The organism is Stutzerimonas tarimensis (assembly GCF_042648805.1).
GTDB classification, from domain to species: Bacteria; Pseudomonadota; Gammaproteobacteria; order Pseudomonadales; family Pseudomonadaceae; genus Azomonas; species Azomonas tarimensis.
Genome location: NZ_JBHRXZ010000003.1, coordinates 1 through 12,197 on the forward strand (window position 1 = coordinate 1; position 12,197 = coordinate 12,197).

The window sequence follows — 12,197 nt, forward strand, 5'->3', positions numbered from 1 at the left end:
TTTGGGCTCGGAAAAACAGATGCTGCCGATGCCGCCAGTGCTCCCCTACGGCCAAGCAGGGGAAAACAGGGCTGCGCCGCACCAAATTCCAGTCCCGTCGACGATTCACGCATAGCCAAGCACTGAGCCGGTTGCCTGATCGAATTCTTGGAGCCCCCCCTTCTTCTAACGGGTGCGACCACATGAAACCGTGATCCGGCGAACGGCGCGGAGAATTAATGCCAACTCGTCTACACTAGCGTTTTGGCTTGAACAGTTCCGATGCAATGCAATGCCGGGTCCGGCCCCGCCCCCAATCCCCCTGTGCTTTCGCCACTACCGCCTCTTGAGCAGCTCGCAGCCTGCCCCGAGTGCGATTTGCTGATGGCCAAGCCCATGCTGAGTCCCGGCCAGAAGGCGCAATGTCCGCGCTGTGGCTATCAACTGTTCGCGGCGCATTCCCGGATTGTCGAGCGCAGCCTGGCTCTGGTGATTGCGGCACTCTTGTTGTTCATTCCAGCCAATTTTCTGCCGATCATGCAGCTCAGCCTGCTGGGTCGAACGACCTATGAAACGGTGTGGAGTGGGGTGATCAGCCTTTACCAGAGCAATATGCGGGGCATAGCGCTGATCGTTTTTCTCTGCAGCATGGCGGTGCCTTTGCTGAAACTGCTGTGCCAGCTCGCTGTACTGTTGAGTATCCGCACCGGCCAAGGCAGGCGGTACGGGCTGTTCCTTTATCGTAGCTACCACCATATGCGGGTCTGGGGGATGCTGGAGGTCTATCTCCTGGGCATCCTGGTCTCCATCATCAAGCTCAAGGGTATGGCCGAGCTGGGCCTCGGGTTTGGTCTGCTCTGCTTTGTGGCGTTGCTGTTGGTCCAGCTGTGGCTGGAGGTGATCATGTCTCCTCAACAGATCTGGGAAGCGTTGTCGGATCCCCATGCGCGCGCTTGATGCAGGTCTGGTCCTCTGCCATGAGTGTCATCAGCTCAATCGTCTCGTGCGTCCACAGGGGCAGCGTTGTCTTCGTTGCGGCGCGCATATCCATCCCCGCAGGCCTGCCAGTATCGCCAAGACCTGGGCGTTGCTGATCACAGCCGTGCTGCTCTACCTGCCCGCAAACCTCCTGCCGATCATGACCCTCCGCTCGTTCGGTCGAGGTAGCCCGGACACCATCATCACGGGCGTCGTGGCGCTGGCTCAGCACGGCATGCTGCCGATCGCTGCGGTGGTGTTTATCGCCAGTATCCTGGTGCCGACCTTCAAGCTCGTGGGGATCGCCCTGCTGCTGGTATCGGTCCAGCGCCGTCAGCGCCTGTCTCCTCGGCAGCGGATACTCATGTTTCGCTTCATCGAGTGGATCGGCAGGTGGTCGATGCTCGATATCTTCGTGATCGCCATTCTTGTTGCCGTCGTCAACTTCGGCAGTATCGCAAGCGTCGAGGCAGGCTTCGGCGCTGTGGCCTTTGCCGCCGTGGTGATCCTGACAATGCTCGCCGCCCTCACTTTCGATCCCAGACTGATCTGGGACAACACGGAGTCCCCATGAGTGATCTGCCGGTCGCCGACACGCGTCCTTCCTCCAACTGGTCCGCCATCTGGGTGCTTCCGCTCATTGCCCTGCTGATCGGCGCCTGGCTGGCATGGCAGGCCTATGCCGAGCGGGGTATCCAGATCCAGTTGCACTTCGAAAGCGGCGAAGGAATCGAGGTCGGCAAGACCCAGGTCGTCTACAAGGGCATGTCGATCGGCGCGGTACGTGACCTTGCGCTGGATGACGGGCCGGCGGGCGGGGTAGTGGCAACGCTCCAGATGAACCGGGAAACGGAGGCGTATCTGCGGGAGAACACGCGCTTCTGGCTGGTCCGGCCGAGCGTTACCCTTGCGGGTATCAGTGGCCTGGAAACGCTGGTTTCCGGAAACTACATCGGCGTCAGTCCGGGAGACGGCGAGCCGGCGCGGGAGTTCACAGCGCTGGCCGAGGAGCCGCCCCTGTCCGATCGTACCCCGGGCCTTCACCTCACGCTCAAGGCTGATCGACTCGGTTCACTGAGCCGTGGAAGTCCGGTCTTTTACAAGCAGATTCAGGTTGGCCAGGTGAAGCAGTACCTCCTTGGCGAGGATCAGCGCACCATCGAGGTCAAGATCGTCGTCGAGCCGGCTTACGCATCACTGGTGCGCAAGCACACCCGCTTCTGGAACGCCTCCGGTATCACGGTAGACGCCGGCTTGTCCGGGCTGAAGATCCGTACCGAATCGCTCTCCAGCATCGTTGCGGGTGGCATCGCCTTTGCCACTCCCGAGCATCGCAAGGATAGTCCGCCCACCGATCCGGTGTTCCCCTTCCGGCTGTACGAGGATTTCGAGGCGGCCCAGACCGGGATCAAGACGCTGGTACGCCTGACCGACTTCGAAGGTCTGCAGGCAGGGCGCACGCCCGTGATGTACAAGGGCATGCAGGTGGGAACCCTCAAGACCTTAGGTGTCGATCCGGACCTCGCGGGCGCCACGGCGGAGCTCACCATGGACCCGATGATGGAAGGGTCGCTCGTGGAAGGTACCGACTTCTGGGTGGTAAAGCCTTCGGTATCGCTGGCTGGGATCAATGGTCTCGAAGCCTTGGTCAAGGGCAACTTCATTGCGATCCGGCCTGGCGAGCGCGATGCGCCCAGCAAGCGCGATTTTGACGCCAGGACCAAGGCTCCGCCTTTGGATATTCGGGCCCCGGGCAAGCATCTGGTGCTCCTGACCGACAGCCTGGGCTCTCTCGACGTCGGGAGTCCCGTACTGCATCGGCAGATCAGGGTAGGTTCTGTGCAGAGCTATCAGTTTTCACGCGATCAACAGCGTGTAGTAGTGGGCGTGCATATCGAGCCGCCCTACGAGAGCTTGGTCAACAGCTCGACACGCTTCTGGAATGCCAGCGGGGTGTCGGTTTCCGGAGGGCTGTCCGGAATCGAAGTGCGCAGTGAATCCTTGCAGAGCTTGCTGGCAGGCGGCATCGCCTTCGAGACGCCCGACCCGCTGGCTGGAGAGGGACGGCGCGTCGAGCGTTACACCCTGCATCGGGACCGCGATGCAGCGTTGCGTCAGGGCGAGCCTATCAGCATTCGGGTCGCACGCGGTGATGGCCTGTCAGTTGGCACGCCCATTCGTTTCCGCGGCATCGAGGTGGGCAAGGTGGAGAGCGTGGCGCTCACCGAGGACTTGCAGGCGGTGACGCTGGGGGTGCGTATCAGCGAGGCGGTGGAGGCGGTCACCCGTGCGGACAGCCAGTTCTGGGTGGTGCGCCCCGAGCTGGGCCTTATGCGAACCGCCAATCTCGACACCCTGGTGACTGGGCCTTATCTGGAAGTCCGGCCTGGAAAGCCTGGCGCGACGGCCGCGAAGGACTTCACCGGCCTTGCACAGGCGCCTGTGGAGCCAGAGGGCGAGGGCTTGAGACTGACCCTCAGTGCCGCCCGTCTGGGTTCGATCAAGGTTGGGAATTCGGTGACCTATCGCGGGGTGGTGGTTGGCCGGGTGGTGGGCCATGCGCTCGGCCCCAATGGCGACCGGGTGCTCATTCGCGCTCTGATTGAGCCGGCTTATGCCACGCTGGTGCACACGGGGAGCCGTTTCTGGGAAACCAGTGGCATCGGTGTCGACATCAGCCTGCTCAAGGGCGCTCGGCTGCGCACCGAGTCGCTGGAATCCCTGATCGAAGGCGGTATCGCCTTTGCGACCCCGGAGGGGGATCAGATGGGTAATCGCGCGCTATCGGGGCAGACCTTCGCGCTGTTTCGCGAGGCCAGGGACGAGTGGCTCGACTGGGCCCCGAAGATCCGGGTGGGGAATGGCGAGTAGTCCCGCCGCGAACGGGACCCACTCCTTCAAGACATGACCGGGGTGACTGCTGGCTCGCTGTGTTGCTCGCCAGAGCCGGGCTCGGCTGGCGCCTGCCGACGACGGATGAATTTCCAGTCCGCCTCGTCGATGTAGATCCCGTCAGGGCCGCTGCCCCCCTCCAGATCGATGGCGACTTCGGCGGACACCTGGGGCTTCACCGAGGCGAGAATCGGCACGAAGCCGAGCTGCAGGCTGGTCTCGATCAGGGCCTGCTGGTTGCGCTCGTCGATGTCGGCCGCCTCGTCCAGATAGTAGGGCAGGCGGATGCGTCCGGCCTGCTCTCGATCCATCAGATGCAGCAGCAGGTACATGTTGGTCAGCGCCTTGATGGTCATGGTGGTGCCATTGGAGGCGGCACCGTCGATGTCGGTATGGATCACCGGTTGGCCGCCCACCTTGGTGAGTTCAAAGGCCAGCTCGAAAAGATCGCGCAAGCCAAGCTGGTTATTGTTGGCCGCGACCAGGCGGGCCAGGTATTCCTTGGCCTGTTCGTTGCGGGCGTCACGGTCGTCGCTCTGGCCGAAATCGAACACCGACAGGGTCTCGCCCTGTTCGTACTGACCTGCGCTGTGGATGATCTGGTCGATATGCTTGAGCGCCTCGCGATTGGGTGACAGGGCGATGCGGAAGCTTTGCAGGTTGGATACCTGGCGCTTGTTGATCTCGCGATTGAACATCGCCAGTTGATGCTCGAGGCTGTCGTAGTCGTTGCGAATGTTGCGCAATGTGCGGGCGATGTCGGTGACCGCCGCGCGACGCGCCTTGGCCAGGGTCAGGGCTTCGTCCTGGCGGTGGGCGTAGGCGTTGACCAACAGCTGCGCGCGCCGCTCGGGGTCGTCCTCATTGTCGAATTTGGCCACCCCTTTCAGGCGCACCTGGGCATAGAGCGCCTCGATCTGCCCGTCCATGCGCTGCAGCGCCTGCCAAGTGTCCTGATAGTCGTTGAGCAGCGGCAGGAGGTTGTCCAGCGAGTCGTCCATCGGGTCCATGCACGGGGTGCCGAAGGGCAGGCTGGCAGGCAGCAACTGGCGACGGCGCAGGGCGTCTTCCAGGGTGCGCTCCTTGGCTTCGAGGTCGGCCAGTTGGCGGCCCACCAGTTGCAGCTTGGCGGAGATCTGCTGCACGCGCTCGGTAAAGGCGTCGCTGGCGCGCTTCAGTTCGTCCTGCGCGGCTTCGGCTTCGGCCAGTTGCTCCAGCCTGGCGGCTTCCTGGGCGGCCAGGGTCTGGCAGCGGCGGAAGTCTTCCAGAGCCTTCTGTGCATCGAGCACCTGTCGGTAGAACGCCTCGGCCTGGGTCTTGCTGGCCGCGCGGTCGGCGGTCACCGCCTGCTGGGCCTTGAGCTGCTTGAGCTCGCGGTCGAGGCGATCCTTCTGGTCGAGCAGGGCGGTGCGGTCGGCCAGCGCCTGCGGCTCCGGTGGTTCGATGCCGGACAGGTCGACGGACAGTCCCGGCACCTCGAAGCGGTCACCTTTGAATCTACTGAGTACGGCCTCGACTGCACCTACCCAGTTGTCGCCCTCGGCCTGGATGCCTTTTTCGCCGCTCTTGTCGACCAGGGGCAGGCTGAACAGCTGGCCGTTGAACAGCCGCATCAGGCGATCGACATCCTGCTGGGAAAACGCTTCGCGCAGGCGGGAGTAGCTATTGTTGTCGGCGTGGTCGAGCTGCTGCTTGACCGATTTCAGCCGCTGTTCCAGGTCACGCACGCGCTCGTCCAGGTCCCCGCTGGAGAACTGCCGGGACTGAGCCAGCGCACCGGCCAGCTCGTCGTGGACGTCCTTGGCTGCCAGCAGCTGCTGCTCCAGCACCTGTACGTCGTCGACCAGTGCAAAACGATTCTTCAGCACCGCCAGTTCGCCCAGCCAGCGCTGGGTTTCGCTGATCTCCCGCTCCAGGCGCATCAGCTCGGAGGTCGAGCTGCGCTGTTCCTGCTGCAGGCCGTCCTGCTCGCGGCGGTAATGCTCGGCCTGGATCACCAGCTCCTCCCTGCGCGCGCCGGCATAGTCCTGCCAGGCGCCGAGCAGGGCGTCGAGCAGTGGCGAAAGGCGATGCAGTTTACCGCGCAGCAGGTCGCGCTGGGCGACCCCTGAGGCCAGCGCCTCGATCAGCGGGCCGGCGGCGACCAGGGCCTGGTAGTCCTGCTCCATGCGCCTGACGTCACGAAAGGCTTCCTCGGTAGCGGCAATGTAGTCGACGCTTCCTGAGCGCAGGCTGTGCTCGAAGGCGTCGAGAAACAATTGCTTGAGCTTCGCAGCGGTGATTTCCCGCATGTGCAGCAGGTTGATGAAGAGGGCGCGAAAGGTCTTGAGACTCTGCTCACTGGTGGATCGCAGGGGAATCAGGGTCAGGTCCAGCGGGATGGCGGTGTGCCCGCCCATCAGCAGGCGCCTCAGTTCCTCGGGTTTCACTTCATGGGCCTTGATGCCCTGGCGCTCGAGATTGGCGAACAGCTCGCGCTGGCGCAGGCAACTGCCTCCGCGCTGGTAATGGTCAAGGTCCAGCTTGCCGCGATAGGCAAAGAACTGATGGCCAAAGCCGCCGCCCGGTCCACGGCCCGCCACGCCGATGACATGGGGGCCATGGGCGAGCGCCAGTTCCACCAGGATGTAACTGGTGTCGCTGGCGAAGTAGAAACGCCGCGATTGTTCCAGGCTGTACTTGCCAAAGCTCATGTCGGACATGCGCGCCAGTATCGGAAACTGCAGCGCATTGATAGACGCCGACTTGCCGAGGTTGTTGGCACCATAGACCGATAGCGGCGTCTCCAGCGGGAACAGGCCCAGGCTGTAGCCGGCGGTGTTGAGCAGCGCGAAGCGGCGGATGCCGTAGCGTTCCCGGGTCATGCGTCAAGCTCCTGTTCTTCGGCGATGGCGCGGGCCAGGGCCTGTTCCTCGGATTCATCCTGGACAACCGAGGGTCGGATCTCCTCCGGCTCGTCGGCCAGCACCGGCGCCGGCAAGGGCAGATCGCTGTGCAGCGCGGCGGCGAGGTCACGGTCCTGCTGCACCGAGAGGCAGACATCGAGGAAACGGTGCATCGGCGGCAGGAAGCGGTAGACGCCGGCTTCCTCGGCGGCAAAACCGAGCTGGGTCAGGCGGCGCAGGATCTTCTCCTCCAGCTCCTCCTGGCTTTCCACCTCGGCCTGCAGGAACAGGTCTCGGTACTTGTCCAGGAGCGCCGGCAGCTCGTCACGTCCCAGGCTGCCGCCATCGAGCACCGCCAGCGGGTCGCGGCCCTGGTCGGCCAGGTGCTCGACAAGGATGAAGGTGAACAGCGCCAGGCGCTGGGCGGTCTTGTTCACCTGCGCCCCCATCTGTTCAGGGACAAAGTAGTAGAAGCCGCGGGTGTCGCAGACCAGTTCGAAGCCCAGCGCCTTGAACAGCGCTCGATACGCGTCCTGCAGGTTGGACAGCTGGGCGTAGAGTTCCGGATCACGGCGACTGACGTGGAAACCCTTCAAAAGCTCGCGGAAGATGGACGCAAGCTGGGGCATTTCCTTGAGGTCTATGTTCATGCGTGTAGCTCACAGGCAGTCGTAGGGCGGATGGCCGCCCCGCGGAAAACGGCGAACTTTCCCGCCGAGTGATTCGGTGTGGCCAGGGGTGGACAAGCGAAGCGTTGCCACCCTGTCGGGTCACTCATTCGGGCCGGCCCGCCAGCGCGTAGGAGGCGAGGTCGACCCGGTGCTCCCGGGTCAGGTATTCGCGGCGTTCGAGTCGTTCGCGCTGGAAGCGGCCGTCACGCGACAGCCGCGAAAACCAGTAGAGCAGTTCGTCGGTGGCACCCTCCGGCTCCTGCTCCAGCAGCCAGGCCATCAGGTCCGGTAGAGGCAGTGCCTGCTCGCAGCGCGACAGCATTTCGCGGGCGGTACGGGGCGCCACGCTTGATTGCCCCGTGCGCTTGCCTTCTGCCGTGGGAAACTGAGCAGGCTTGGATTCGAAGCGGGCAAGGGCGTATACATAGGCCTCGACCTGCGAGGCGCTGCCAAGAAAGGTGCCTTGTGGGCGGGTGAACAATGGCAGCGAGGCCTGCGGCACGGCGTCCAGTCCACGCTTGCGGATGGCCGACAGCGCCAGCGCGGCACCACGGGTCACGGCGTTGTGCCGGCGCGCTTCTTCTCGCAGTGGCAGCAGCAGTTCGCGGGCCCCGCGCAGGGTCAGCTGGGCAGTAGTCTGCATCTCCAGAATGCGCGCATGGGTACGCAGGAGCAGGTCGTCGTCGACGAGCTGGCCAAGTCGCGATTGCTCATTCAACAACCTGAGCAAGACCTGTTCGACCCGGCGCACGCCCTGCTCGAAGGCACCTTCGGCCGCGACCAGCGCAATCATCGGCTCGACATATTCGTCCCAGGTCGCCAGCACCTCGGCGTAGCGCTGGCGCAGCGGGATCTGGCGATCGCTGGTCTTGGCCCGCTCGGCGACCCTGAGCAGGGCCTGCTCATCATTGTCGAGCTTCTTCAAGACGTCACGTACGCGCATGTCCAGCAAGCGCAGCTGGCGCGCCAGATCCTGGCTGTCGCGGATCTCGAAAGCGTCCTGTATGTGTCCGGCCAGACGTTCCAGGTGGCGCAAATAAGCCTCGATTTCGAGACACAGACCGAGGCGATGCTCACGGCGCAGATAGGCAAGGAAATCATGGATCTGTGCGTTGAGCTCGAAACGGTTGGGGCTCTTGGCGACCGGCACCAGGATGTCCAGCCGGATCCACAGGTCGAGCAGTGCAGTCACCTCGGTCGGGCTGCTGCCTGGCATCGCGCCGGCGACCTGAGCGCGCAGTTCGATCAAACTCAGGGTGCCGCTATCGAAGCGTTCGCAGAGCGGCTCGAGAAAGGACCAGTGTTCGGCCAGGGCACGCAGGACGCGTTTGGGATCAATCATCAGAGGGGCGCTGGAAAAAAGGCGAATTGTACCCCAAGGCAGCCGGTGGCCATCAGGCCGAAACGATTGCCGGCGCAGCACGCGACTTCCCGCTCAGCCGCTTTCCCTGCCACAATTCCACTATTCCGCCCTGATAGCTGGAGCGCCAGACATGAGCAGCAGTGACCGCGTCATCATTTTCGATACCACCTTGCGCGATGGTGAGCAAAGCCCCGGCGCCTCGATGACCGGCGAGGAAAAGCTGCGCATTGCCAAGGCGCTCGAGCGCCTCAAGGTGGATGTGATCGAGGCGGGCTTCGCCATTGCCAGTCCTGGTGATTTTGCCGCGGTGAAGGCGATTGCCGACCATATCAAGGACAGCACCGTGTGCAGCCTGTCGCGCGCACTGGACGCTGATATCGAGCGCGCCGCCGAGGCGCTGGCCGGGGCCAATTCCGGGCGCATCCATACCTTTATCGCCACCAGCCCGATCCACATGCAGCACAAGCTGCGCATGCAGCCCGACCAGGTGATCGAGCAGGCGGTCAAGGCTGTCAGGAAAGCCCGCAGCCTGTGCGGCGACGTGGAGTTCTCCTGCGAGGACGCCGGCCGCTCGGAAATCGACTTTCTCTGCCGGATCATCGAGGCGGCCATCGATGCGGGTGCCCGCACGATCAACATTCCGGACACGGTCGGCTACGCCATCCCGCATCAGTTCGGCGAGACCATCGCGGCCTTGCTCCAGCGCATCCCCAACGCCGACAAGGCGGTGTTCTCGGTGCATTGCCACAATGACCTCGGCCTGGCCGTGGCCAACTCGCTGGCGGCGGTGGTGGCTGGCGCCCGGCAGGTGGAGTGCACCATCAACGGGCTTGGCGAGCGAGCCGGCAATGCCTCGCTGGAAGAGATCGTCATGGCGATCAAGACCCGCCAGGACCTGCTGCAGCTGCACACCAACATCGACACGCCGCATATCCTGGCGGCGTCGCGGCTGGTGTCGGGCATTACCGGCTTTCCGGTGCAGCCAAACAAGGCGATCGTCGGTGCCAATGCCTTTGCCCATGAGTCCGGGATCCACCAGGACGGGGTGCTCAAGCACCGGGAAACCTACGAGATCATGCGGGCACAGGACGTCGGCTGGCATACCAACAAGCTCTCGCTGGGCAAGTTGTCCGGACGCAACGCCTTCCGCTCGCGGCTCGAGGAACTGGGCATTCTGCTCGGTGCAGAGGAACTCAACGCTGCCTTTGCCCGCTTCAAGGACCTGGCCGACAAGAAGCACGAGATCTTTGATGAAGACCTGCAGGCACTGGTGACCGATACCCTCGCCGAAGAGGCACCGGAGCACTTCAAGCTGCTCGGCATGGAGGTCTCCAGCCGCACCGGCGTCGCGCCCCAGGCAAGACTGTCGCTCAGTATCGATGGCCAGACCCTGGAGACTTCGGCCGAGGGGTCTGGTCCGGTCGATGCGACCTTCAAGGCCATCGAGCGGGTAGTGGATTCCGGGGCAACCCTGTTGCTCTATTCGGTCAATGCGATCACCCAGGGCACCGACTCACAGGGCGAGGTCACGGTCCGGCTGGAGCGTGGCGGACGCATCGTCAACGGCAACGGGGCGGATACCGACATTTTGGTGGCGTCGGCGAAGGCTTATGTCAACGCGCTCAACCTGATGCAGGTCAGTGCCAAGGCCAATCCCCAGGTCGACGGGGTGTGATCAGCGAGGAACGGCGTCGCGCCTATCTGGGCGCGATGCAGGTCGACTGCTGGTTGCCGCGCGGTGAGCTGCCCTTTGCCGCGCCTGCTCGGGCGCCCTGGGTGGCTCCCGAGCCTGATGAGCCGGAGCCCCCACCGGTAGCGGAAGTCGAGGCACGGGTGGCCAGGCCTGCCGCAGCACAGGTCGCGCTCCGGCCAAGGATCGCGCTCGCGGCGGCGGGCAAGACCGAGGAGCCCGCTCGGCGAGAGGAGTCGACCGCTGCGCCTGCGCCCCAGAAGGTGCCGCGTTTCGCGCTGCAGTTGCTGCGCGCCGGTGCCTGCCTGCTGGTGGTCGAACTGCCGACCGGCGATGCCTTCCAGAGCCGGGACCCGGCTTATCTGCTGCTCAAGGATCTGTTGCGCGCCGCCCGGCTGCCCGACAAGCCGCAGCAGGTCGGCGACGGTGAGCCGATCCGCTGGCCATTGCTCAACCGGGGCAATCTGGAGCAGGGTAGTGAAGCAGCAAGGGACTATGTGCAAGGGGTGATTGCCGCGGCGCGCGAGGAGGCGGATTTCGCCTGCCTCTGGCTCATCGGTTCCCCGGCGCTCCAGTTCGCCGCCGAGTTGGCGGCCGATGCCCATAACCGCGAGGTGCGTGTCGAGCCGTTCGGGGCTGCCTTGGCGCTGCCGGGACTCGAGCTGTTGATGGAGCAGCCCGAGCTGAAGGCCGAACTCTGGCGGGCCTTGCGCAGGAGCCTTTCGCGATGGATGACGCCTTGATGGAATCAGCGCTGAGTTTTCACCCGATGAGCGAGGCGAACCTCGATCAGGTACTGAAGATCGAGTTTGCTGCCTTCAGTCACCCCTGGACCCGAGGGATCTTTCTCGACAGTCTCAAGAGCTATGAATGCTGGGTCCTCTGCGTGGGCGAGCAGCAGGTAGGCCACGGCGTGCTCCAGGTGGTGCTCGATGAGGCGCACCTGCTGAACATCACCGTCACACCGCCGAGCCAGGGGCGCGGGTTGGGTTTTCAATTGCTGGATTTCCTGATGCAGCGTGCTCGGGCACGCAATGCGCGGGAATGCTTTCTTGAGGTGAGAGCCAGCAACGTCGGTGCTTACCGGCTCTACGAACGCTATGGATTCAACGAGATCGGCCGGCGCCGGGACTATTATCCCGGTGTCGGTGGTCGCGAAGATGCCCTGGTAATGGCCTGCTCGCTGGAAGAGTAATCCAGTTCAGGCGTCCGGCTTGCGGTAACGCGCCGAGTCCAGCGGAGCATCGCCTTCCAGCTCTTCGTCAGACAGCAGGGTATCGTCCTCTTCCAGGGCATCACTTTCGGCGGGCTCCTCGGCGCCATCCCAAGGCTGGCCATCCAGCGGATCGATGCGCGCCTGCTCGGCTTCGTCAAGCCCGGAGCTCAGCCCGGCATCCGCTTCGTCCACTTCGCTGAGCAACTGGTCGGCTGGCTCGCCATGTCCGCGCTCGCTAGGGGAGCGGGCGCCGTCCTCGGGTATCAGCACCTCCGGTGCAAGATCGTCCATGCCGGGCTCGCCATCGGGCGTTTCCCCGGCTGACATTCCAGCGCGCTCGGCACGTTCGGTGGGAAAAAGATCTTCGACTTCATCCTCGGGCAAGGGGTCGCCGACGCGGCCGCTGCGTTCATCCTGGCTCTCGTCGAAATCCAGCGGATGCACCGAGCCCATACGGTCCTCGGTGTCGTCGATTTCGGTCGGTGTGCGGCGGGGGCGGTCAGTCATTGTGCACCTCGAAAGT

10 protein-coding genes are annotated in these 12,197 nt (G+C 64.0%); 6 read left to right on the forward strand and 4 right to left on the reverse strand.

Annotated features, from left to right (window positions below):
- Positions 1–261 precede the first annotated feature (261 nt).
- Genes ACFOMF_RS01900 through ACFOMF_RS01910 form a run of 3 tightly spaced genes read left to right on the forward strand, consistent with a single transcriptional unit; the run spans position 262 to position 3,828 of the window.
- Complete coding sequence (locus ACFOMF_RS01900; RefSeq protein ID WP_386360674.1) at positions 262–936, forward strand: paraquat-inducible protein A; 675 nt, start codon at positions 262–264, stop codon at positions 934–936.
- Positions 923–1,531: a paraquat-inducible protein A gene (locus tag ACFOMF_RS01905; protein ID WP_386360676.1), complete on the forward strand. Its 609-nt coding sequence runs from the start codon at positions 923–925 to the stop codon at positions 1,529–1,531. Before ACFOMF_RS01900 ends, ACFOMF_RS01905 begins: the two co-directional genes overlap by 14 nt.
- The gene (locus ACFOMF_RS01910) at positions 1,528–3,828 is read left to right on the forward strand and encodes a PqiB family protein (RefSeq protein WP_386360678.1); all 2,301 of its coding nucleotides are present in this window, start codon (positions 1,528–1,530) and stop codon (positions 3,826–3,828) included. The genes ACFOMF_RS01905 and ACFOMF_RS01910 overlap by 4 nt, the downstream gene beginning before the upstream one ends.
- 26 nt (positions 3,829–3,854) lie before the next feature.
- On the opposite strand, the gene mksF is transcribed toward ACFOMF_RS01910, so the two are convergent.
- The 3 genes from mksF to mksB all read right to left on the reverse strand — a co-directional run bounded on the left by mksF (position 3,855) and on the right by mksB (position 8,747).
- Positions 3,855–6,713, reverse strand: coding sequence for an Mks condensin complex protein MksF (mksF, locus tag ACFOMF_RS01915; protein WP_386360679.1), 2,859 nt, complete (start codon positions 6,711–6,713; stop codon positions 3,855–3,857).
- Positions 6,710–7,384: an Mks condensin complex protein MksE gene (mksE, locus tag ACFOMF_RS01920; RefSeq protein ID WP_386360681.1), complete on the reverse strand. Its 675-nt coding sequence runs from the start codon at positions 7,382–7,384 to the stop codon at positions 6,710–6,712. Before mksE ends, mksF begins: the two co-directional genes overlap by 4 nt.
- A 124-nt stretch (positions 7,385–7,508) precedes the next feature.
- Positions 7,509–8,747, reverse strand: a complete 1,239-nt coding sequence (mksB, locus tag ACFOMF_RS01925) for an Mks condensin complex protein MksB (protein ID WP_386360683.1) — start codon at positions 8,745–8,747, stop codon at positions 7,509–7,511.
- Positions 8,748–8,898: 151 nt separating this feature from the next.
- On the opposite strand from mksB, the gene ACFOMF_RS01930 reads away from it, so the two are divergent.
- The 3 genes from ACFOMF_RS01930 to rimI are packed head-to-tail and all read left to right on the forward strand — an operon-like array spanning position 8,899 to position 11,653.
- Complete coding sequence (locus tag ACFOMF_RS01930; RefSeq protein ID WP_386360685.1) at positions 8,899–10,443, forward strand: 2-isopropylmalate synthase; 1,545 nt, start codon at positions 8,899–8,901, stop codon at positions 10,441–10,443.
- Positions 10,440–11,201, forward strand: coding sequence for an energy transducer TonB (locus tag ACFOMF_RS01935; protein WP_386360687.1), 762 nt, complete (start codon positions 10,440–10,442; stop codon positions 11,199–11,201). Before ACFOMF_RS01930 ends, ACFOMF_RS01935 begins: the two co-directional genes overlap by 4 nt.
- On the forward strand, positions 11,201–11,653 hold the full coding sequence (rimI, locus tag ACFOMF_RS01940; RefSeq protein WP_386361008.1) for a ribosomal protein S18-alanine N-acetyltransferase: 453 nt from the start codon (positions 11,201–11,203) through the stop codon (positions 11,651–11,653). Before ACFOMF_RS01935 ends, rimI begins: the two co-directional genes overlap by 1 nt.
- Positions 11,654–11,659: 6 nt before the next feature.
- Here rimI and ACFOMF_RS01945 read toward each other — a convergent pair whose 3' ends face one another.
- The gene (locus tag ACFOMF_RS01945; RefSeq protein WP_386360689.1) at positions 11,660–12,181 is read right to left on the reverse strand and encodes a hypothetical protein; all 522 of its coding nucleotides are present in this window, start codon (positions 12,179–12,181) and stop codon (positions 11,660–11,662) included.
- Between the last annotated feature and the right edge of the window lie 16 nt (positions 12,182–12,197).

What these genes read in the sequence shown, in the direction of transcription:
- ACFOMF_RS01930 (WP_386360685.1), top strand. Translation starts at nt 8,899, where the DNA reads ATGAGCAGCAGTGACCGCGTCATCATTTTCGATACCACCTTGCGCGAT.
- ACFOMF_RS01900 (WP_386360674.1), top strand. Translation starts at nt 262, where the DNA reads ATGCAATGCAATGCCGGGTCCGGCCCCGCCCCCAATCCCCCTGTGCTT.
- mksF (WP_386360679.1), bottom strand. Translation starts at nt 6,713, where the DNA reads ATGACCCGGGAACGCTACGGCATCCGCCGCTTCGCGCTGCTCAACACC.
- ACFOMF_RS01910 (WP_386360678.1), top strand. Translation starts at nt 1,528, where the DNA reads ATGAGTGATCTGCCGGTCGCCGACACGCGTCCTTCCTCCAACTGGTCC.
- ACFOMF_RS01945 (WP_386360689.1), bottom strand. Translation starts at nt 12,181, where the DNA reads ATGACTGACCGCCCCCGCCGCACACCGACCGAAATCGACGACACCGAG.
- ACFOMF_RS01905 (WP_386360676.1), top strand. Translation starts at nt 923, where the DNA reads ATGCGCGCGCTTGATGCAGGTCTGGTCCTCTGCCATGAGTGTCATCAG.
- mksE (WP_386360681.1), bottom strand. Translation starts at nt 7,384, where the DNA reads ATGAACATAGACCTCAAGGAAATGCCCCAGCTTGCGTCCATCTTCCGC.
- rimI (WP_386361008.1), top strand. Translation starts at nt 11,201, where the DNA reads ATGGAATCAGCGCTGAGTTTTCACCCGATGAGCGAGGCGAACCTCGAT.
- mksB (WP_386360683.1), bottom strand. Translation starts at nt 8,747, where the DNA reads ATGATTGATCCCAAACGCGTCCTGCGTGCCCTGGCCGAACACTGGTCC.